This window comes from Phenylobacterium sp. (genome assembly GCF_036263695.1).
In the GTDB taxonomy this organism is placed as follows: Bacteria; Pseudomonadota; Alphaproteobacteria; order Caulobacterales; family Caulobacteraceae; genus Phenylobacterium.
The window spans coordinates 1-20,737 of the sequence record NZ_DATAGM010000257.1 but is presented as its reverse complement, the minus strand read 5'-3'; the positions used below and the strand labels follow the sequence as shown (position 1 = coordinate 20,737).

Annotated in this window: 19 protein-coding genes; 8 read left to right on the top strand and 11 right to left on the bottom strand. The window is 71.7% G+C overall.

Features of this window, described 5'->3' with window-relative positions; all coding sequences use genetic code 11:
- Window positions 1-1,464 (top strand): RelA/SpoT family protein (locus VHK87_RS10360; protein WP_329634821.1); only part of this gene is annotated, 1,464 nt, incomplete at its 5' end.
- A gap of 167 nt (window positions 1,465-1,631) precedes the next feature.
- Window positions 1,632-4,604: a calcium-binding protein gene (locus tag VHK87_RS10355; protein WP_329634820.1), complete on the top strand. Its 2,973-nt coding sequence runs from the start codon at window positions 1,632-1,634 to the stop codon at window positions 4,602-4,604.
- Here VHK87_RS10355 and VHK87_RS10350 read toward each other — a convergent pair.
- The 3 genes from VHK87_RS10350 to dapA are packed head-to-tail and all read right to left on the bottom strand — an operon-like array spanning window position 4,601 to window position 6,698.
- Window positions 4,601-5,362 (bottom strand): GNAT family N-acetyltransferase, encoded by a 762-nt coding sequence (locus VHK87_RS10350; protein WP_329634819.1) that lies wholly within the window; start codon window positions 5,360-5,362, stop codon window positions 4,601-4,603. The genes VHK87_RS10355 and VHK87_RS10350 overlap by 4 nt on opposite strands.
- Window positions 5,359-5,814: an SsrA-binding protein SmpB gene (gene smpB / locus VHK87_RS10345; RefSeq protein ID WP_329634818.1), complete on the bottom strand. Its 456-nt coding sequence runs from the start codon at window positions 5,812-5,814 to the stop codon at window positions 5,359-5,361. The genes VHK87_RS10350 and smpB overlap by 4 nt, the downstream gene beginning before the upstream one ends.
- Window positions 5,814-6,698 (bottom strand): 4-hydroxy-tetrahydrodipicolinate synthase, encoded by an 885-nt coding sequence (dapA, locus tag VHK87_RS10340; protein WP_329634817.1) that lies wholly within the window; start codon window positions 6,696-6,698, stop codon window positions 5,814-5,816. Before dapA ends, smpB begins: the two co-directional genes overlap by 1 nt.
- Before the next feature lie 124 nt (window positions 6,699-6,822).
- Between dapA and VHK87_RS10335 the strand changes: the two genes are divergently transcribed.
- The gene (locus tag VHK87_RS10335) at window positions 6,823-8,904 is read left to right on the top strand and encodes a lytic transglycosylase domain-containing protein (protein ID WP_329634816.1); all 2,082 of its coding nucleotides are present in this window, start codon (window positions 6,823-6,825) and stop codon (window positions 8,902-8,904) included.
- Here VHK87_RS10335 and VHK87_RS10330 read toward each other — a convergent pair.
- On the bottom strand, window positions 8,901-9,329 hold the full coding sequence (locus VHK87_RS10330) for a PaaI family thioesterase (RefSeq protein ID WP_329634815.1): 429 nt from the start codon (window positions 9,327-9,329) through the stop codon (window positions 8,901-8,903). The genes VHK87_RS10335 and VHK87_RS10330 overlap by 4 nt on opposite strands.
- Before the next feature lie 154 nt (window positions 9,330-9,483).
- Here VHK87_RS10330 and VHK87_RS10325 point away from each other — a divergent pair, with 154 nt between their 5' ends.
- Window positions 9,484-9,951 carry a TetR/AcrR family transcriptional regulator gene (locus tag VHK87_RS10325; RefSeq protein WP_329634814.1) on the top strand — a complete coding sequence of 156 codons (468 nt, stop codon included), beginning with the start codon at window positions 9,484-9,486 and terminating at the stop codon, window positions 9,949-9,951.
- Here the strand turns inward: VHK87_RS10325 and VHK87_RS10320 are convergent.
- The 5 genes from VHK87_RS10320 to VHK87_RS10300 all read right to left on the bottom strand — a co-directional run bounded on the left by VHK87_RS10320 (window position 9,936) and on the right by VHK87_RS10300 (window position 13,522).
- Window positions 9,936-10,706 carry an ABC transporter ATP-binding protein gene (locus tag VHK87_RS10320; protein ID WP_329634813.1) on the bottom strand — a complete coding sequence of 257 codons (771 nt, stop codon included), beginning with the start codon at window positions 10,704-10,706 and terminating at the stop codon, window positions 9,936-9,938. The two genes, VHK87_RS10325 and VHK87_RS10320, sit on opposite strands and share 16 nt — an antisense overlap.
- Window positions 10,703-11,686 carry an iron ABC transporter permease gene (locus VHK87_RS10315; RefSeq protein ID WP_329634812.1) on the bottom strand — a complete coding sequence of 328 codons (984 nt, stop codon included), beginning with the start codon at window positions 11,684-11,686 and terminating at the stop codon, window positions 10,703-10,705. The genes VHK87_RS10320 and VHK87_RS10315 overlap by 4 nt, the downstream gene beginning before the upstream one ends.
- Complete coding sequence (locus VHK87_RS10310; RefSeq protein ID WP_329634811.1) at window positions 11,683-12,459, bottom strand: ABC transporter substrate-binding protein; 777 nt, start codon at window positions 12,457-12,459, stop codon at window positions 11,683-11,685. Before VHK87_RS10310 ends, VHK87_RS10315 begins: the two co-directional genes overlap by 4 nt.
- Window positions 12,460-12,473: 14 nt before the next feature.
- On the bottom strand, window positions 12,474-13,106 hold the full coding sequence (locus tag VHK87_RS10305) for a TetR/AcrR family transcriptional regulator (RefSeq protein ID WP_329634810.1): 633 nt from the start codon (window positions 13,104-13,106) through the stop codon (window positions 12,474-12,476).
- 101 nt (window positions 13,107-13,207) lie between these two features.
- A complete protein-coding gene (locus tag VHK87_RS10300) occupies window positions 13,208-13,522 on the bottom strand; it encodes a DUF6665 family protein (protein ID WP_329634809.1) in 315 nt (104 codons plus the stop codon).
- An 83-nt stretch (window positions 13,523-13,605) separates the two neighbouring features.
- Between VHK87_RS10300 and VHK87_RS10295 the strand changes: the two genes are divergently transcribed.
- Both VHK87_RS10295 and VHK87_RS10290 read left to right on the top strand, forming a co-directional pair.
- Window positions 13,606-14,499 carry a class I SAM-dependent methyltransferase gene (locus tag VHK87_RS10295; protein ID WP_329634808.1) on the top strand — a complete coding sequence of 298 codons (894 nt, stop codon included), beginning with the start codon at window positions 13,606-13,608 and terminating at the stop codon, window positions 14,497-14,499.
- Window positions 14,496-15,284, top strand: a complete 789-nt coding sequence (locus VHK87_RS10290) for an RNA methyltransferase (protein WP_329634807.1) — start codon at window positions 14,496-14,498, stop codon at window positions 15,282-15,284. Before VHK87_RS10295 ends, VHK87_RS10290 begins: the two co-directional genes overlap by 4 nt.
- A 119-nt stretch (window positions 15,285-15,403) precedes the next feature.
- On the opposite strand, the gene hrpB is transcribed toward VHK87_RS10290, so the two are convergent.
- Window positions 15,404-17,842, bottom strand: coding sequence for an ATP-dependent helicase HrpB (gene hrpB, locus VHK87_RS10285; RefSeq protein WP_329634806.1), 2,439 nt, complete (start codon window positions 17,840-17,842; stop codon window positions 15,404-15,406).
- 32 nt (window positions 17,843-17,874) lie between these two features.
- Window positions 17,875-19,353: an amino acid permease gene (locus VHK87_RS10280; RefSeq protein ID WP_329634805.1), complete on the bottom strand. Its 1,479-nt coding sequence runs from the start codon at window positions 19,351-19,353 to the stop codon at window positions 17,875-17,877.
- A 140-nt stretch (window positions 19,354-19,493) separates the two neighbouring features.
- Between VHK87_RS10280 and VHK87_RS10275 the strand changes: the two genes are divergently transcribed.
- On the top strand, window positions 19,494-20,162 hold the full coding sequence (locus tag VHK87_RS10275; RefSeq protein WP_329634804.1) for an MBL fold metallo-hydrolase: 669 nt from the start codon (window positions 19,494-19,496) through the stop codon (window positions 20,160-20,162).
- 55 nt (window positions 20,163-20,217) lie between these two features.
- Window positions 20,218-20,737 (top strand): response regulator (locus tag VHK87_RS10270; RefSeq protein WP_329634803.1); only part of this gene is annotated, 520 nt, incomplete at its 3' end.

Sequence of the window (20,737 nt, the reverse complement as noted above, 5' to 3'; positions counted from 1 at the left end):
GGGCGCGAGAAGCACCCGTATTCGATCTGGCGAAAGCTGCAGAGGAAGTCGATCGGCTTCTCGCAGCTCTCCGACATCTACGCCTTCCGGGTGATCGTCGACACCGAGGACGACTGCTACCGGGCGCTGGGCGTCATCCATCGGGCCTGGCCGTCGGTGCCTGAGCGGTTCAAGGACTTCATCTCGACGCCCAAGCGGAACAACTACCGCTCGCTGCACACCACCGTCGTCGGCCCGCGCGGCATGCGCATCGAGATGCAGATCCGCACCGAGGCCATGGACCGGGTCGCCGAAGAAGGCGTGGCCGCGCACTGGCGCTACAAGGACAAGTCCTACGGCTTCGACGCCGAGGCCCAGGCCGCCGCCGGCGGTCGCGACCCGCTGGTCAACCTGCGCCACCTCGTCCAGGTGCTGGAGCACGGCGGCGACGCCGAGGAGCTGGTCGAGCACGCCAAACTCGAGATGTTCCTCGACCAGGTGTTCGTCTTCACCCCCAAGGGCCAGCTGGTCAGCCTGCCCAGGGGGGCCATGCCGCTGGACTTCGCCTACGCCGTCCACACCGACGTCGGCGACACCTGCATCGGGGTGAAGATCAACGGCGAGCTGCGCCCCCTGCGCACCCCGCTGCAGAACGGCGACGTGGTGGAGGTGATCCGCGGCGGCAAGCCGGTGGTGCCGCCCGACTGGCGCAGCCTGACCGTCACCGGCAGGGCCCGCTCGGCCATCCGCCGCCACATCCGCCAGACTGAGAAGGAGGAGTTCGTCCGCCTCGGCCGGGCCAGCCTCGACCAGACCTTCGAGCGGGCCGGCAAGTCGCGCGGGGACGTCTCGCTCCGGCCCGCGCTGGAGCGGTTCGCCCTGGCCGCCGAGGACGACCTCTTCGAAGCCCTCGGCCGCGGCCGCGTCTCGCCGACCCAGGTGCTGGACATCGTCTTCCCCGGCCTCAACCTGTCCGAGCGCGAGGCCGCCACCGCCCAGCGCCGCATCGAGGGCGGCAAGGGCGCGCGGCTCTACGTGCGCGGCGGCGGGCTGACGCCGGGCGTCTCTCTGCACTTCGCCCGCTGTTGCAGCCCGGTGCCCGGCGACCGGATCGTCGGCATCGTCGAGCCCGAGGGCGAGGGCCTGACCATCCACACCATCGACTGCGAGCAGCTCGAGGCCTACGAAGACCGCGAGGAGCTGTGGCGCGATCTGCAGTGGACCCCCGAGGCCGAGCGCAACACCATTTCCCGCGCCCGGCTGATGGCCACCATCCGCAACGCTCCCGGCGTGCTCGGCCAGGCCTGCACTGTGATCGGCGAAGCGGGCGGCAACATCGTCAACCTGCGCATGCGCCACCGCCAGCAGGACTTCTTCGACGTCGAGTTCGAAGTCGAGGTCAAGGACGCCCGCCACCTCACCCACATCGCCGCCGCGCTCCGGGCGAACCCCAGCGTCGAGACGGTGGATCGGGGGAAGAGTTAGGCTACTGGTGGCGCCTGCAACGGCGGACGTCGCAAGGCGGTAGAAGCGGCGTTCCCCGAACGCGCGAGCACTTGCCATACTCCGTTAAAGTTGTGCTAGCTGCACTGTGACGGAGCCGATCCGGGGGGCGCATGCCCGCCCGCGCTCCCTGGTCGCCGGAGCGCTTCATGAGCGTCATCACTGGAACATCGGGCGCGGACACCCTGAGCGGTTCCGAAAACCGAGACAGCCTCTACGGCGGCGGCGGCGAGGATGTCCTCAAGGGCAGCGGCGGCCAGGACCTGCTGGACGGCGGAGCCGGGCTCGACTGGGTGGATTACGGCACGGCGACGGGTGCGGTTCGGGTCGATCTCGGCGTGACGGGACTTCAGTTCGTCGGCGGCGGCCATGCGCGGGACCAACTGGTCGCCGTCGAGAACCTGTCCGGGGGCGCATACGGCGACATTCTCATCGGTAGCCTCGGCGCCAACCGCCTCGAAGGCCGCGGCGGAGACGATGAGCTGACTGGCGGCGCAGGGTCGGACACACTCGACGGAGGCGCCGGCCTCGACGTCGTCGTCCTCTCCGGATCGATCTCTGACTACGGGTTCTCGCAAGCCGCCGAGGGTCTCCGCGTCCAAGACCTGCGGACCGGCGCCCCAGAAGGTTCCGACCTGCTGATCGGCGTCGAGCGGATCCGCTTCAGCGGCTCGGGCGCCCTGGTCAGCGTCTCAGCGATCCCGTCGACGCCGCCGCCCCAAACAGGGGGGACCCTGGTTGGCGACCCGGGCCCGAACACGCTGCAAGGCGGCGGCGGAAGCGAAAGCCTCGCCGGGATGGCCGGGGACGATAGCCTCGTCGGCGGCGCCGGGAACGACACTCTGTTCGGCGGCTTCGGCTGGGATCGCGCTGACGGCGGGCTGGGGGACGACGTACTCCAGGGCGGTGACGACGGCGACGTGCTCTACGGCGGCGCCGGCCAGGACAGCCTCTACGGCGGCAACGATGGCGACATTCTGCGTCCCGGGGCCGGCGACGATTTGATCGTCGGCGGTTCGGGCGTCGACCAGCTCAACTATGACGGCGCTTCAGGTGGGGTGACGGTCGACATCGCCCTTGCTGGACCACAGGTCGTCGGCGCCGACCAGGGGGCGGACACGCTCCAGGACGTCGAGGACGTGAACGGCGGCGCATATGCCGACACCATATTCGGCGCCGACGACGAGAACATCCTTCGCGGGGGCGCAGGCGACGATCGGCTCTCAGGCCGAGGCGGTGACGATCTGATCGTCGGCGAGACGGGAAACGACACCCTCTTGGGAGGCGCAGGAGCCGACACGCTGATTGGTGCGGGTGGGAACGACTCGATCCTCGGCGGCGACGGGGCGGATCTCTTCACGCCGTACACGCAGAACGCCGGGCGAGAAGACTTCCGGTTCACGGCGACGCCCGACGGGATACGTGTGGACGATCTGCGGCCGGGCGCGCCTCTGGGAACCGTCATGCTCCGGGAGGTCGAATTCGTCTTCTTCTCGGGCCCTCTGGAGACCTGGGCCATCGGCGACGTGATCGAGGACGGCTCGCAGCTTCCGGGCGGCGCCGGAAACGATGACCTCGAGGGCGGCGCCAGCAACGATGCTCTGTCAGGTGACGGCGGGAACGATCGGCTCTCGGGGCGCGAAGGTTCTGACACTCTCAACGGCGGGAGCGAGCACGACACGCTGGCCGGCGGCGCCGGCAATGACAGCATCGAGGGCGACACTGGCGACGACCTGGTGATCCTGACCGGATCACAGGCCGACTACTGGATCGGCGAAGGCGCATTCGGCCTGGAGATTCGCGACCTGCGGCCGGGCGCACCTGACGGCGTGGACGTCATCAGTAACGTCGAGGGCCTGGGCTTCAACGGCGGGGCGACGCTGTTCAGCCTGACCAGCGGTTCGTCGACGAACCAGCCCGACGCCTTGCGAGGCGGTTTCGCGGCCGACACGCTTCAGGGCCTCGATGGCCAGGACTACATTTACGGCGGCGCCGGGAACGACAGTCTGGCCGGAGGCGACGGCGACGACGCCCTCGAGGGCGGCCGCGGCGACGACACGATCACCGGGGGCGCGGGGCGGGACCTGGTACGCTTCGGCTGGCACTTCGGGTCCGACGTTCACTCGGGCGTGACCGTCAATCTGGCCATCACGGGCCCGCAAGCGATCGGCGGCGATTTCGGGATGGACTCGTTCGTCGGCGTGGAGGGGGTCTCAGGGACGGCCTACCAGGATCGGATCGAGGGCGACGGCGCACAGAACGAACTGTATGGCGGTCAGGGCGCCGACACGCTGATCGGCCAGGGCGGCGGGGACACGCTGAACGGCGGCTCGGACGGCGACACGCTCTCCGGCGGCGCCGGGGCAGACGATCTGAACGGCGAGCTCGGGCACGACACGCTGTCCGGCGGCGATGGCGAGGACACCCTCACGGGTTCGATCGGCGATGACCTGATCGATGGCGGAGATGGGGTCGACATGGTGATCCTGTGGGGCTTCCAACAGGACTTCCGGTTCACGAGCACGCCGGAAGGCGTTGCGGTTCACGATCTACGAGGCGGAGCGCCACAGGGCGCTGATCTGCTCGTGGGCGTCGAGCGCGTGTCATTCACCGGCGGCGGCGTCGAAGACCTGGTCACGCTGATTGCGACGGCAGGCCCCATGGTGGGTTCCTCGGCAGCCGACACCCTGCAAGGCTCCTCAGCCAGCGAGGCAATCGACGGACAATATGGCGACGATCTGCTGTTGGGACTGGGCGGCGACGACACCTTGAGCGGCGAAGCCGGCCACGACAGCCTGTCCGGAGGCGCAGGCCTGGACCGCCTGCTTGGCGGCGGCGGTCTCGACACCTTGAACGGAGGGACCGGAGACGATTGGTTGGACGGCGGCGCGAGCCAGGATCGGTTCGTCTTCGAGGGCGCCTTCGGCCACGACCGCGTGGTCGGATTCAGGACCGGCGACGTCGTCCAGTTGGACGCCGCCGCCTTCCAGGACTTTGCGTTCGTGCGCAGTCACGCGATGCAGGCCGGGAACGACGTGGTCATTTCTCTCGGTGATCGCAGCCTCACCTTGATCGATGTGGTTCTCAGCGACGTGCGCCCCGGCGCGTTCGTCTTCCTCTAATCGGCGCGGGCGCCCTCTTTCGCCCAGTAGAAATACCGCCACGCCGGCCTGAACTCCGCCCGGCGGTAGAGCGCGCGGGCTGGGGCGTTGGGCTCTTCGACCTGAAGGAAGACGCGGGTGAGGCCGCGGGCCTCGGCGGTGGCGGCGAGGCCGGCGAGGACGCGGGCGGCGAGCCCCTGCCCTCGCCGCTCGGCGGCGGTGCGCATGCCGTGGACGCTGGCCCAACCGTCGCCGAAGGAGCCGACGCCGACAGCCAGGGCCGCGCCGGCTTCGCGGACGGCGCCGAAGCGGTTCTCGCCGGAGCGGGTCAGGAGCTCGATACGGCTGGCCCCGTCGGCCGGGTCGAAGCCGGGCCCCAGGAAGACCGCCTTCCAGCTCTCGTCGGGCGTGTCGGTCACCTCCGCGGGCGCGCCGCCACAGATCGCCCGCATGCCGGCGGTGGCCCCGACCTTCACCAGCGTCGGCTGCTCGGGGCGGTAGCCGCGGGCGGCGAGCGCGTCGCGGACGCCCTGCAGCCCAGGCGCGTCGGCGACCCGGAAGCCCGGCGTCAGCCCCCGCTCGGCGTAGGCGACCGCGATGGCGTCGAGGCTGGCGGCGTCGGCGGCGAGGTCGTGGCTCAGCGGGACGGCGCTCTTGGAGCGGCGGGCGGCGCCGGCGCCCAGAGCCACCAGCCAGCCGCCGATCTCCAGCACCGCCTCGGGCGACAGGGCGGCGATCGTCGCCCGCTCGATCGCCTCCACGTCGCGGGGTTCGATCACCCGCGGTCCCGCAGCAGCCGGGCCTTGTCGCGCTGCCAGTCGCGGTCGGCCTCGGTCTGGCGCTTGTCGTGCAGCTTCTTGCCCTTAGCGAGCGCGATCTCGAGCTTCGCCATTCCCTTGTCATTCCAGTAGAGCTTCACCGGGATGATGGTGCGCCCTTCCCGCTGCACGGCCCCGATCAGCTTGTCGATCTCGCGGCGGTGGAGCAGCAGCTTTCGAGGCCGGCGCGGCTCGTGGTTGAAGCGGTTGGCGCCGGCGTAGGGGGGGATGTCGGCGTTGACGAGCACGATCTCGTCGCCTTCCACCGCCGCGTAGCTCTCGGCGATGTTGGCCTTGCCGCCGCGCAGCGACTTCACCTCCGAGCCGGTCAGGGCGATCCCCGCCTCGGTGAAGTCCTCGAGGAAGTAGTCGAACCTGGCCCGCCGGTTCTCGGCGATCAGCTTGCCGGCCATCAGTGGACGCCGGCTTCCTTCATCGCCGCCAGCACCTCGGCGCGGGACGCCTCGGAGGCGGGCGTGATCGGCAGCCGGGAATCCTCGGCGCACAGCCCGAGCTGGGCCAGCGCGAACTTGGTCGGGGCGGGCGAGGCGTCCGTGAACAGCGCCTTGTGCAGGCGGATCAGCCGGTCCTGCCCATAGAGGGCGCCCTTCCACTGGCCCGCCAGCGCATCGTTGTACATCTGCGCGCAGGCCTCGGGCGCGACGTTGGCGGTCACCGAGATGCAGCCATGGCCGCCGTGGGCGATATAGCCCAGGCCCACGTCGTCGTTGCCGGACAGCATGCACCAGCCCTCCCCGCACTCCAGCCGCTGGATGCTGGCGCGGGCGAGGTCCCCGGTCGCGTCCTTGATGCCGACGATGTTGGGCAGCTTGGCCAGCCGCGCGACCGTGGCGTTGCTGATGTCGACGATCGTGCGGGACGGCACGTTGTAGAGCAGGATCGGCAGCTGGACGGCGTCGTTGATCGCCTTGTAGTGGGCGTAGATGCCCTCCTGGCTGGGCTTGTTGTAGTAGGGCGCGACCACCAGGGCCGCGTCGGCGCCCACCTGCTTGGCGTGCTGCACGAGCTCGATGGCCTCCGCGGTGGAGTTGGAGCCGGCGCCGGCGATCACCGGCACGCGGCCGCGGGCGGTCTGCACGCAAAGCTCGACCACGCGGCGGTGCTCGTCGTGGCTGAGGGTGGTGCTCTCGCCGGTGGTCCCGACAGGCACCAGCCCGTGGACGCCGCCGGCGATCTGGCGCTCGACCAGCGCGACGAATGCGTCCTCATCCACGGCGCCGCCGCGGAAAGGGGTCACGAGGGCCGGAAAAACGCCACGGAACAAGGGTTCAACCATCTGGTACGCAAATTGCCGTGAATGCGTCGCACAATGTTGCGACTGGGATTTGGCGGGACAATATGGCCCCCTATCCCCCACCCGCAACGATTCATCCGCCTTCGGCGCGAACTGGAGACCGTCGTTGACCTCCCCAGCCCGCAAAGCTCTCTATGGATTCAGCGCGGTCGCACTGCTGGCCGGCGTTGCGGCCGCCCAGGCGCTGGGGCCCCAGTCGTCCCCGGAGCGTGCGCCGCCCCTGCCCGCCGCGCCGCAGCCGTACCGTGCGGCCGCGCCGGTGGCGATGGGCGACACCCAGCTGCTGGTGGCGGCGATGGACGCCGCGCGACGCCGGGACGTGGCCGGCGCCCGCAGCGCCATCTCGGCTATCGGCGATCCCGCGGCGCGGAAGGTCGCCCTCTGGGCGCTGGTGGACGTGAACGGCGAGGTGCTGAGCTTCGCGGAGGTCGACCGCGCCCGCCGCGAGCTCGCCGAGTTCCCGCGCGGCGCGCGCCGCCAGGAGCTGGCCGAGAAGCTGCTGGAGACCTCCGGCCAGACCCCGCAGCAGATCATCGCCTGGTTCGGCGGCAAGGACCCGGCGACGCCTGAGGGCGCCATGGCGCTGGCCTCGGCCTTCCGCGCCAGCGGCCAGCCGCAACTGGCCACCAACCTGATCCGCAATTTCTGGCGCAACAAGGTCTTCGAGGCGCCGGCCCAGCGGACCATGCTGTCCCGCTTCGGCGACGTACTGAGCCCGGACGACCACATCCGCCGCGCCGACATCCTGCTCTACGGCGCGCACGGTCCGGCGACGCGCGACATCGTCTACCTGCTGCCCGCCGATTATCAGGCGCTCGCCCGGGCGCGGATGTCCCTGCGCACCGCCAACGGCGACATCGCGGCCATAACCTCCAGCGTCCCGGCGCACCTGTCCTCCCATCCGGGGCTGGCGTTCGAGCGGGCCGGCTTCTACCGCCGCAAGGGCCTGACGGTGATGGCCCGTAACCAGCTGGCGGCCGGCCCCCACGAGGCGCTGCACGCCGAGGCGGCCGAGCGCATCTGGGACGTGCGCTACCCGCTGATCCTGGATGCGCTGAAGGCCCGCGACTACCAGGGCGCCTACGCCGCCGCCGCGGGCAGCGGGCTGACCAGCGGCGTGCCGGCCGCCGAGCTCGAGTTCTATGCGGGCTGGATCGCGCTGACCAAGCTGCGGAACCCGCGGCAGGCGCAGACGCACTTCGCGAACCTGGAGAAGATCGGCCAGTCGCCGATCACCCGCTCCAAGGCCCTCTACTGGCTGGGCCGCGCCGCCGAGGCGCAGGGGAACAAGGGCGAGGCCCAGGCGCACTATGCCGCCGCGGCCAAGTACAACACCGCCTTCTACGGCCAACTGGCCGGCGAGAAGGTGGATGGGGGCCGCATCACGCTCGCCAAGGACCCGCAGATCGGCCCCTCCGACAAGGCGCGCTTCGAAGGCCGCGACGTCGTGCGGGCCACGCGGCTGCTCTACCAGGCCGGCCAGCGGGACACCTTCAAGGTGTTCGCTCTGCACCTGGACGACATCCTGGAGAGCAACGTCGACCAGGCCCAGCTGATCGACCTGATCCGCGGCTACGGCGACCAGGACACCTCGATGAAGGCCGCCCGCGGCGCGGCCCAGCGCGGCTACGTGCTGGTCGACCGCGGCTACCCTCTCCGCACGCCGCCGCAGGTCTACGGCGCGCCGGAGCCGGCCCTGGTGCTGGGCATCACCCGCCAGGAGAGCGGCTTCGACCCGTCGGTCCGCTCATCCGCCGATGCGCGGGGGATGATGCAGCTGCTGCCCTCCACCGCCCAGATCGTCGCCCGCAAGATGGGCGTCGATTATTCGGTGAGCCGGCTTCACGAGCCGGAGTACAACATGCGCCTGGGCTCGTCCTACCTAGGCCAGGTCGTCGACCAGTTCAGCGGCTCCTACATCCTCGGCGCGGCCGCCTACAACGCCGGCCCCGGGCGCCCAGCCCAATGGGTCGGCTACTGCGGCGATCCGCGGACCTCGGGGACCGACCCAATCGACTTCATTGAGTGCATCCCCTTCACCGAGACCCGCACCTACGTCATGCGGGTGATGGAGGGCATGCAGGTCTACAAGGCCAAGCTCGCTGGCGGCTCCACCAAGATCACCCTCTCCCAAGACCTCGCCCGCGGCCGCTACGGCGGCCCGCGCATGGCGGCGATGAACGACTAGCCAGCGCCGCCCGGCAGCACGATCTGCTGGGCGAAGGCCTTGGCGATCAGCACGCCCTCCTGGCGGAACTCGGCCTCCACGGCGATGACGCGGCGGCCGTGCGCCAGAACCCGAGCGTCGATGTCCACCGGCCGGGCCGTCCCGATCTTCAGGAACTGCACCTGCAGGTTTGCGGTGCGGAAGACGCAGTCCTCGGGCACGCAGGTCATGGCCGCGAAGGTCAGCACCTGGTCGGCGAGCGCCGCCAGATGGCCGCCGAACAGCGAGCCGTCGGCGCCGAGCACGTCCGCGGCCGGCTCCCAGCGCTTCTTCACCCAGCCCTCGCCCCAGGCGTCCAGCGTTCCGAGCCGCAACTGGGCCACCACCGCCGGCGGCTCCGCCCGTCGCTCCACCAACGCCTGCAGCCGCTCCGTCGCCCAGGTCATGCTCGCCTCCGTCCGTTGACGAGGCCAGAATTGTGAGTGTTGCTCAGGTTCGCTACTCGCCTTCGGCCGAAGGAGCGCCGCCCTGACCGATCCCAAGAGAACTCAACGCCGTGCGCCCAGCCAGGTGCGAGCGCAGGCCACCTGCGCGGCCATCTTGGAGGCGGCAACTCGCATCCTCGAGGAGCGGGGCGAGTCCGCCCTGACGACCAACCGCATCGCCGAGCGGGCCGGCGTCAGCATCGGCACCCTCTACCAGTACTTCCCCGACAAGCAGGCGATCCTGGTCGAGATTGGGCGGCGCGAAAATGAGCGCATGGTCGTGCTCGCCGCCGAACTGATGGCCGCCGGCGTCAGCGCGCCGCGCGCGCGGATCCGCGCCTACGTCGGCGCGCTTGCGGACCGCCGGGCCACCCGCCGCGCGGTGCTGAAGGCGATGCTGGAGAGCCAGCCTCCCGACGTCCTCTGGCCCGCCGGCACGGAGGCGGTGGAGGCCTTCGTGATGTCGCGCGCCGTGATCGGGGCGGTTCGGTCCGCGGTGCTGGAAGGCTCGCCTTACCTGCGCGAGCCCGCCTTCGAGGAGGCGCTCGTGACGCTCGTAGGCGCGCTTCAGGCGACGCGGTGAGGAAGCCGCCGCGACGCCAGCACCGGCCCTCGCTCGGTGGCGATGAGCTCGCCCTCCAGCCCGAACACCTCCGCGAGCACTCCGGGCGATAACGCTTGCCAAGGCGGCCCGTCCGCCACCGTGGCGCCGCCGGCGATCACCACGAGCCGGTCACAAGCGCGCGCGGCCAGCGCCAGGTCGTGAAGGGTCGCCACCACGGCCCGCCCGGCCTGCGCCTCCTCGCGCAGCAGCTCTAGGGCCAGCAGCTGGGCGTCGGGGTCGAGACCGGCGGCGGGCTCGTCGGCCGCCAGCAGAGGCGCGCCGGCGGCGAGCAGGCGGGCGAACAGCACCCTGGCCCGCTCGCCCCCGGAGAGGTCGAGGACGCCGCGGTGGGCCTGATCGGTCATCCCGACCCGCGCAAGGGCCTGCATGGCCGCCTCGCGGGCCCGGGCGGGCGGCCGGCTGGCGGCGCCCAGGCTAGCGATGCGCCAGGCCGGCAGATTCCAGCCGACGCGCCGCTCCTGGGGCAGGTAGGCGGCCAGGGCCGCGCGCTGGAGGTCAGCGAGGGCGGCGACCTCGCGGCCGCCCAGCCGGGCGGAGCCGGCCTCGAGGCGCACGAGGCCCAGGGCGGCGCGCAGCAGGGTCGTCTTGCCCGCGCCGTTCGGGCCGACGAGCCCGACGACCTCGCCCGGCCTGACCGTCAGGGAAGCGCCGCGCAGCGCCTCGACCTGGCCGAGGCGCACGCGCGCGCCGGTCACCTCCAGCGCCGGGTTCATCCGCGCCAGCTCCGGGCGGCGCGCCAGGCGATCAGGGCGAACAGGGGCGCGCCGAACAGGGCGGTGACGACGCCCAGCTTCAGCTCCTGGTCGGTGGGGATCAGCCGGCCGGCCAAGTCCGCGCCCACCAGCAGGGCCGCGCCGGCGAGCGCCGACGGCGTCAGGGATCGCGCCGGGTCCGCCCCGGCGGCGGCGCGCACCAGGTGCGGTGCGGCCAGGCCCACGAAGCCGATGATCCCGGCCATCGCCACCGCAGCCCCGGTCAGCAGCGCGGCGCCCGCCACGGCCGCCGCCCGCAGCCGCGCCATCGGCAGGCCCGAGAGCGCGGCCGCCTCTTCGCCCAGCGTCAGCATCACGAGGCCGCGGCCGGCGTAGAGGCAGAGCCCGGCCCCCGCCAGCATGGGCAGCGCCGCGCGCGCCAGGTCGCCCCAGTCGCGGTTGGCGACCGAGCCCAGCAGCCAGGCGAGGATCTCGCTTGTGGCGATGGGAGACGGTGAGAGGTTGAAAATCAGGCTGGTGAGCGCCCCGGCGAAGGCCGAGAGGGCGACGCCAAACAGGATCAGGGTCTCCGGCTCGCGGAACCGGGCGGCCAGGCCCGTGAGCAGCGCCCCCGTCGCCAGCGCCGCCGCCAGTGCCGCGGCTTCGACGCCGCCCGGCAGTGCGGCCAGCCCCGCCGAGATCGCCAGGGCCGCCCCAAGCCCAGCGCCCGCCGAGACGCCGAGCACCCCGGGGTCGGCGAGCGGGTTGCGCAGCAGGCCTTGCATCACCGCGCCCGCGAGACCAAGCGCCGCGCCGACGACAGCCGCAGCGGCGACGCGGGGCGCGCGGATGTCCCACAGGATCTGCGCCTCCGGCGTGCCCGGCCGCAGGCCGCGCAAATAGCTGTCCGGCCCGAGCGGCGTCTCGCCGAGCGCCAGCCCCAGGAGCCCGAGCAGCAGCAGGCCCGCGAGCAGGGGCGCGTTGAGGCGTAGGGCGCTCACTTCGACGCCCGCGCCGCCAGCGTCTCCGCCGCCTCGGCCACGAACCAGCCGGGGCAGCCCAGCACCGCGCCCGGCAACGAGGCGATGGTCCGGCCCTCCGCCGCGCCGCGCAGCGCCTGGTGGCGGCCCGGTCCCCAGTAGGTGTTGGCCAGCATGAAGGAATCGAAGAAGCCGAGCACCACGGCGGTCGGCGGCTTCATCACCAGCTGTTCCAGCGAGACGGTGGAATAGCCCGGCCGCTCGGCCGCGCTGCTCAGGCCGGCGGCCTTGAGCATGGCCCCGATCAGCGTCCCCTCACCGGCCGTCGCCCCGCCCGGCGTGACGTAGAGCGCCCGGGCCCCGCCCCAGGCGCCGGCGGCGCGCGCCAACCGGCGGTCCATCTCCCGGGACAGCGCCTCGGCCCGCGCCGGCTGGCCGAGCGCTGCGCCGACCGCCCGCAGACTCGCCCGCACATCGTCGAAATCCTGCGCCTCGGGCACGTCCACCACCGCAACCCCGTGCCGACGCAGGGCCGCCAGCAGCCTGGCGTCGCCGCCCCAGTGGCGCACCACCACGTCCGGCTTGGCCGCCAGCACGGATTCCAGGGTCGAGCGCCTCAGCGGCAGGCCGCCGGCCTGCTCGCGCAGGCGGGAGTCGGCGTCGTCAGCGCGGGTGGAGAGGCCGACGATGGCCTCGCGCGGGCTCAGCGCCAGCACATACTGGTCGGCGCACTGATCGAGGGAGAAGACCTTCGGCCCGGCGGCCGCCGGAGCAGCGAGCGTCAGCGCCAGCACGCCAGCAAGCGCGCTCAGGCCGGGGCTAAACCGTCCAGAAGGCCGTCGAGGGTCAGCGCCAGCAGCTCGTCCTGCGGCGCCCACTTCACCTCGGGGCGAGAGACGACCAGCGCCACCATCCCGTGGCAGGCGGCCCAAAGGGCCTGGGCGACAGCCTCGGTGTCGCCCTTCTTCAGGCGCCCGGCCTCGCCCAGCTCGCCAACGACGCGGCAGAAGATCTCGTAGCATTGCGCGCCCAGGCCGGTGGTCCCGATGTGCTGCACCGCCGATACGGGACGGCCGCCGCCGAACACAAGCAGATAAGCGTTCGGATGCTCGAAGCCCCACAGCATGTAGGCCTCCAGCATGGCTCGCAGCCGCACCCGCGCGTCGGCGCCCCGGCCGGCGATCTCGGTGTTGCGGTCGAGCAGCTGCTGCATCGTCCGCTCGCAGATCTCGTGCAGGATGCAGCTCTTGTCCTTGAAGTGCATGTAGAGGGCGGTGGAGGAGACTCCGACCTCGTCGGCGATCCGGCGGATGGTGGCGCCCTCGTAGCCCTCGGCCACGAAGATCCGTTCGGCGGCGTCGAGGATCTCGGCCCGGCGCAAATGGCCGTCCCCCTTAGCCTTGCGGGCGGACCGGCGCGTGATCACCGCAACATCGCTCACCAGCTGACGCTCCCCACACTGCGCCGCTGCGATAGCGGCGTTCTCGTCTCAGGTCACCGTAGGCAACTTATTGTTCGAGCGCAAAACCCCTACAGGCCTGACTAGAGCGCGCCGACCCGGTTTAGCACCTCGCGCGGGATGCGCTGCTCGCGGATCACCTGGCGATGGTCGATCAGGCCGCAGGCCTCGCGTTGCACCCAGTAGGCCCAGACGGCGCGGGCCGCATTGCGCACCAGCTCGCGCCGCTCGCCGGCCGACTCGCCGGCGTCGAAGGCGCGCAGCCGCTCCAGGCAGGCTTCGACCTCGCGGCCGGAGCGGCCGAGGGAAGCCGCCCGCTCCGACAGCAGCTCCGCTTCAAGGGCGCCGAGGCCGGCTCTGGCCTGAAGCTGGCTGGAGAACTGGGACGGCGTGCGCATGGCCGAAGGCTACACCTCCCCCGCCGGCGCCGAAACCCGCGCGGCGCTGGACGAAGGGCCGGCGAAATGGGTAAGCGCAGGCGATGACCCGTCCCGCCGTCGCCGACGCGCCCTGCGTGATGCGCACCACCGGCTGGGCGGACTACGCCCTGCTGGACAGCGGCGATGGCCGCAAGCTGGAGCGCTACGGCCCCTACACCGTCGTCCGCCCCGAGCCGCAGTGCCTGTGGGGGCCTCGCCAAGCCGCGGACTGGGACCGCGCCGACGCGCTCTTCGATCCGGAAGGCGAGGAGGACGCCGGCCGCTGGCGCTTCAAGGGCCGGCCGAAGGAGAGCTGGCCGCTGGCCTGGGGCCAGGTGAAGTTCCACGGGCGGTTCACGGCTTTCCGTCACCTGGCCTTCTTTCCGGAGCAGGCGGCCAACTGGGCCTGGCTAGACGAGACCGTGCGGGGCATCGGCGGCCAGCCGAAGGTGCTGAACCTGTTCGGCTACACCGGCGTCGCCAGCCTGGTCTGCGCCGCGGCCGGCGCGGCCGTCACCCACGTGGACGCGTCCAAGAAGGCCGTCGGCTGGGCGCGGGAGAACGCCGCCCTCTCCGGCCTGGATCAGGCGCCGGTCCGCTGGATCACCGAGGACGCCAAACGCTACGTCCAGCGCGAGGTGCGCCGCGGCTCGCGTTACGACGGCATCATCCTCGACCCGCCGAAATACGGCCGCGGACCGGGCGGCGAGGTCTGGCGGCTGCTCGAGGACCTGCCCGAGCTTTCGGCCCTATGCGCCGAACTTCTTTCGGAAAAGGCCAAATTCCTGCTGCTCAACGCCTATGCCGAGCGGATCAGCGGCGCGGCGCTCGCCAGCCTGCTGGCCGAGCGGCTGGCCGGCCGCGGCGGGCGGATCGACTGGGGCGAGCTGGCCCTGGTGGAGGCCTCCGGCGAGCGGCAGGTCGGCCTGTCCTTCTTCGCGAGGTGGTCGGCGTGAGCGTCAAGGCCGTCACCTCGCTGACCAATCCGACGGTCAAGGCCGTCCGCGCCCTGCACCTGCGCAAGGAGCGCGACGAGACCGGGCTGTTCGTCGCCGAGGGGCTGAAGAACGTCACCGAAGGCGTCGAGCTGGGCCATGCGCCGCAGATCCTGATGTTCGGCAGGGACGCCGGCGACCACCCCCTCACCCGCAAGGCGGTGGCCGCGACGCTGGCCGGCGGCGGCGAGGTGTTGGAGGTCAGCCACGACATCCTTGCCAAGGTCTCCCGGCGCGATAATCCGCAGGCCGTAGTGGGCGTGTTCAAGCAGCGCTTCGCGCCGCTCGATGCCCTGCAGCCGAAGTCCGCCGCCGTCTGGGTCGCCCTGCACCGGGTGCGCGACCCCGGCAACCTGGGGACCATCGTGCGTACCGCCGACGCCGCCGGCTGCGGGGCGGTGATCCTGGTCGGCGAGTGCTGCGATCCCTTCTCGGTGGAGGCGGTGCGGGCGACCATGGGCTCGATCTTCGCCGTGCCCATTGTGCGGGCCAGCGAGGCCGAGTTCGCCGCCTGGCGCGGCGGCTGGCCAGGCTCGGTGGTCGGCACACTGCTCTCCGCCAGCGTCGACCACCGTCAGGCCGACTACGCGCGCCCGGCGCTGATCCTGATGGGCAACGAGCAGCAGGGCCTGCCGCCCGACATGGCCGCCCTCACCGACGTCAATGTGAAAATCCCGATGCGGGGACGAGCCGACAGCCTGAACCTGTCGGTGGCGACCGGGATCATGATCTACGCGGTGGGCTGAGGCTCAGCCTTCGGCGCCCGCGCTGGCCCCCGAGTCCTCCTCATCGCCGCTCAGTTGGCGGCGCGCCGCTTTCACATAGGCCCGCACGCGGGCGATCTGCTCGAGGAGCTCCCGGCCGCTCATCCGCGCGGCTTGGCCCGGGTGGTCGCCTCGGCCTGCGACGGGTCCTCCGGCCAGACGTGCTTGGGGTAGCGACCGCGCATCTCGGCCCGCACTTCGCGCCAGGAGCCGCGCCAGAAGCCAGGCAGGTCGCGAGTCAGCTGGATCGGCCGCCGGGCCGGGGAGAGCAGCGCCAGGGTGAGCGGCGTGCGGCCGCCGGCGATGGCCGGGTGCTGCGAGAGGCCGAACACCTCCTGCACGCGCACCTCCACCATCGGCCCGCCTTCGGCCGCGTAGTCTATGGGGATGCGCGAGCCGGTCGGGGCGGTGAAGTGGGTCGGGGCGGCCGCCTCAATCCGGCGCTGAGCGTCCCAGGGCACCAGGCTGCGCAGCGCGCTATCCAGCGCATCGGGCTGGAGCGACTTCAGGCTGCGCTGGCCGCTCAGCAGCGGCCCGAGCCACTCGTCGAGCCGGGCGATCAGGGCCGCGTCCGAGAGGTCCGGTAGCTCCGCCTCCCCGGCCCGCCGCAGGAACGCGACCCGGGCTCGCAGAGATTCGGCGGCCTTGCCGAACGGCAGCGCGCCCAGGCCGTCCCGGCGCACCTGGTCCAGCAGGGCCGCCGTCAGCAGGGCTGGGTCGGGCGAGGCCTCAAGCGCTTCGCGGACCACGATCCGGCCGAGGCGGGTCAGCCGCTTCACGCGCAGGCCGCCGGGGCCCTCCTCCAATCGCGCCTCTTCGGTCACCTGGTCCTGGAAGGCGGCCAGGATGTCGCCGGGCTCCGCCATCGCCGCCAGCAGGATGCGGTCGCGCCGCTCTCCGCCGCCCAGCTCGCCCACCGCCAGCCACTCGGCCCGGGCCAGCGCCTCGGTGGGCTCGAGGAACGCGCCGCGGCCGCTGACCAACTGGAACTCCCCCAGTGGTCCCCTCGCCCGGGCGATCCGCTCCGGATAGGCGTAGGCCAGCAGGATCCCGTCGGGAACCGGCGCTCCCTTCCCCGCCGGCCCGGCGAGCCGGGCCCACCGATCGGCCAGCGCGCGGGCGTCGCGGCCTCGGGGCGAGCGGTCGCGCTCCAACCCCATAAGGCGATGGCTCAGGTCCGGGTCGCGCCCGCCCAGCCCGCGCTCGGTCAGCACGGCGGCGATGCCGGCGGCGCGCGCCGCCTGGCCGCTCCCGGCGGCCTTCAGCAGCATGTGGCCGAGCCTCGGCGGCAGCGGCAGCTCGCCAAGCGCGCGGCCGTGGTCGGTCAGCACCCCGTCGGGATCGAGGGCCTCCAGCCGTTTGAGCAGAGCGACGGCCTCGCCGTAGGCCGCGGCCGGCGGCGGATCGAGGAAGGCGAGCTCAGCGGGGTCCTTCGCACCCCACCGCGCCAGGTCGAGAGCAAGGCCAGAGAGATCCGCCGCGCGGATCTCCGGCTCGCCGTAGGCCGGCAGGGCGCGGGTCTCGGCTTCGTCCCAGAGGCGGTAGCAGACGCCGGGCTCGGTCCGGCCGGCCCGCCCGCGGCGCTGGTCGGCGGCGGCCCGACTGACCCGGACGGTGGCTAGGCGCGTGAGGCCGCTGGCGGGGTCGTACCGGGGGACGCGAGCCAGGCCGCAGTCGATCACCACCCGCACCCCTTCGATGGTCAGGCTGGTCTCGGCGATGGACGTGGCCAGCACCACCTTCCGCACGCCGGCCGGGGCCGGGGAGATGGCCGCGTCCTGCTCGCGCGAATCCAGCGCCCCGTAGAGCGGCGCGAGGAGGACGCCCGGTCGCCGCAGCCGCTCTTCCAGCAGTTCGGCGGTGCGGCGGATCTCGCCCTGGCCGGGAAGGAAAACCAGCAGGCTGCCGGTCTCGGCCGCCAGGGCCCGCTCGACGGCCCGGGCGACCTGGTCCTCCAGCCGCAGCCGGTCGTCCCGGCCGAGGTAGCGGGTCTCCACCGGATGGGCGCGGCCCTCGCTTTCCACCACCGGCGCATCGCCCAGCAGGGCCGCCACCGCCGCCCCGTCCAGCGTCGCGGACATCACCAGCAGCTTCAGGTCGTCGCGCAGCACGCCCTGCGCGTCGCGGGCCAGGGCCAGGCCGAGGTCGGCGTCGAGGCTACGCTCGTGGAACTCGTCGAAGACCACGCAGCCGACGCCGGGCAGCTCCGGATCAGCCAGGATCATCCGGGTGAAGACGCCTTCGGTGACCACCTCGATGCGGGTGCGAGCCGTGACCTTCGACTGCATCCGCACCCGGTAGCCGACCGTCTCGCCGACGGGCTCTCCCAGGGTGCGGGCCATCCGCTCGGCGGCGGCGCGGGCGGCGAGCCGCCGCGGCTCCAGCAGGATGATCTTGCCGCCCGCCAGCCACGGTTCGGCGAGCAGCTCCAGCGGCACCACGGTCGTCTTGCCGGCGCCGGGCGGCGCAACGAGAACGGCGCTGGCGTTGGCCGCCAGCGCCGTCTTCAGATCACCTATGACCTCGTGGATCGGCAGCATCGGGCGGGTCTAGCCGACCCGCCGAGCCGCTGTCACTCGGCGGCCGCCAGCTTCTTCTCGTGATGGCGCGAGTGCCAGTAGGCGTAGCCGAAGTAGATGATGAGGCCCGCCCCCATCCACAGCCACAGCCGCGTCCAGGTTTCGGGCGGCAGGCTGAAGATCAGGTAGGCGCAGCCGAGAATGCCAAGCGGGGCGGTCACCCAGACCAGCGGGGTCTTGAACGTGCGGGGCAGTTCCGGGTGCTTGATGCGCAGGTAGAGCACGCCCGCGCAGATCAGCCCGAACGCCAGCAGGGTGCCCATCGACACCAGCTCGCCGAGGATGCCGATCGGCAGCAGGCCCGCGGCGATGGCCGCGCCGACCGCAATGACGATGGTGCCGGCCGCCGGCGTGCGGGTCTTGGGGTTCACCTTGCCGAAGATCGGCGGCAGCAGGCCGTCCCGGGCCATGGCGTAGAAGATCCGCGATTGGCCGTACATCAGCGCCAGGATGGTGGAGCCGAGGCCGACGGCGACGCCGATGTTGACCAGCTGCCGAAGCCAGGTGAGCTCGGGAATGGCCTGCAGGGCGCTCGCCACCGGGGCGGGATTGTTCAGCGTACGGAAGTCGGCGATGCCGGTGATCACCGCGGCCATCAGCATGTAGAGCACGGTGCAGATCGCCAGAGAGCCCAGGATGCCGATGGGCATGGTCCGCTGCGGGTCCTTGGCCTCCTGGGCCGCCGTCGAGACGCCCTCGAAGCCGATATAGGCGAAGAAGATCACGCCGGCGGCGGCGGCGATGCCGGGCCAGCCGAAGTGGCCCTGCGGGTCCTGCGGCGTCGGCGGCACCCGCTCGGGGATGAACGGCTGCCAGTTGGCCGGGTCGATGTAGAACAGGCCGAAGGCGATCACCGTCACCACCACCAGCACTTTCAGGGCGACGATGATGTTGTTGACGAAGGCCGAGTGGCCGATGCCGGCGATCAGCGCCGCCGCCATCAGGCCGATGATGGCCATGGCCGGCAGGTTGAGGATGGCCCCGGTGCGCACGATGCCGGCGCCGGCCTCGAAGGCGTAGGGCGCGCTCGACCACACCTCTGGAAGCCCCAGCCCGAAGCCCTCCATCATGTTGCCGAAGTAGCCAGACCAGCCGGCCGCCACGGTGGCGGCGGCGATGCCGTATTCCAGGATCAGGTCCCAGGCGATGATCCAGGCGAAGAACTCGCCGAGCGTGGCGTAGGTGTAGGTGTAGGCCGAGCCGGCCACCGGGATCATCGAGGCCAGTTCGGCGTAGCAGAGCGCGGCGAACGCGCAGACGACGCCCGCCAGCACGAAGGAGAGGATGATCGCGGGCCCCGCGTTCACCGCCGCCTGCTGACCGGTGAGCACGAAGATGCCGGCCCCGATGATGCCGCCGACGCCCAGCGCCGTGAGAGAGACCGGCCCCAGCCCCCTCTTGAGGGTGTGCTCGCCCTCCTCCGTCGCCTGCGCGAGCAGCACGTCGATGGGCTTCTTGGTGAAGAGCTTCATGCCGGACGGTTCCCCTCGGCCTGGGACTCAGGCGATCGGGCGAGGATAGGCATGCGTCGGCAAGGGCCGCAACGGCGCACCCCTCTTCCCCTGAGACGCGCAAGCACCGATCTTAGCGGCGGAACTTCACGAGGTAGGCTTTGGAACCACCCGCTCCGCCGATCCGCGCCGTCATCGCGCCGGTGACGCCGCTCGCACAGAACTGCACCATCGTCTGGTGCGCCAGGACGATGAAGGCGGCGGTGATCGATCCCGGCGGCGAAGTGCCGCGCCTACTGAAGGCGCTGAAGCAGTACGGGCTGACCCTGGAGAAGATCTGGATCACTCATGGCCACATGGACCACGCCGGCGGCACGGCGGCGCTGAAGGAGGCCACCGGCGCGCCGATCGAGGGGCCGCACCCCGACGACGCCTTCTGGATCGACCGCATGGAAGAGTCCGGCGCCCGATGGGGCATGCCCGAGGCGCGCGGCTTCACACCCGACCGCTGGCTGCAGGACGGCGACAAGGTCACTCTCGGCGAGACCGAATGGGAGGTGATCCACTGCCCCGGCCACACGCCGGGCCACGTGATCTTCTTCAACCGCGAGGCCCGCTTCGCCCAGGTAGGCGACGTGCTGTTCCAGGGCTCCATCGGACGCACCGACTTCCCGAAAGGCAACCACCAGGACCTGATCGACTCGATCACCCAAAAGCTTTGGCCGCTGGGGGACGACGTCGCCTTCGTGCCGGGCCACGGCCCGATGTCGACCTTCGGCCAGGAACGGAAGACCAACCCGTTCGTCGCCGATGCGGTGCTGGCCCGCTGACCTCGTTTCCAACCCTTACAGTTTTGTAATCCGCAGGTTACCCCGAGATCCGATCATGGCGCGCATGGACACCCGTACCGAGCAGGCCCAGGGCGGCGCGCGCATCCTGATGGTCGATGACGACCCAGGCATCTGTGACGTCGTTTCCGACTTCCTGGGCAAGCACGGCTATGCCGTAGAGACGGCCTCCGACGCGCGCGAGATGGAACAGGCGCTCGACAAGGGCCCGGTCGACCTGATCGTGCTGGACGTCATGCTGCCGGGCGAGGACGGCCTGGCCATCTGCCGGCGGCTGGCGGTGGGCGATGGGCCGCCGATCATCATGCTCTCGGCCATGGGCGAGGACACCGACCGCATCGTCGGGCTGGAACTGGGCGCCGATGACTACCTCGCCAAGCCCTGCAACCCCCGCGAGTTGCTGGCCCGCGTCCGCGCCGTGCTGCGCCGGGCCGAGCAGCGAACCACCTCGGGCGAACTGGGCGCCGGCTGCGAGTTCGCCGGCTGGAGGCTCGACCTGGTGCGCCGCGAGCTGCGCTCGCCGCAGGACGTGGTGGTCAACCTCTCTTCGGGCGAGT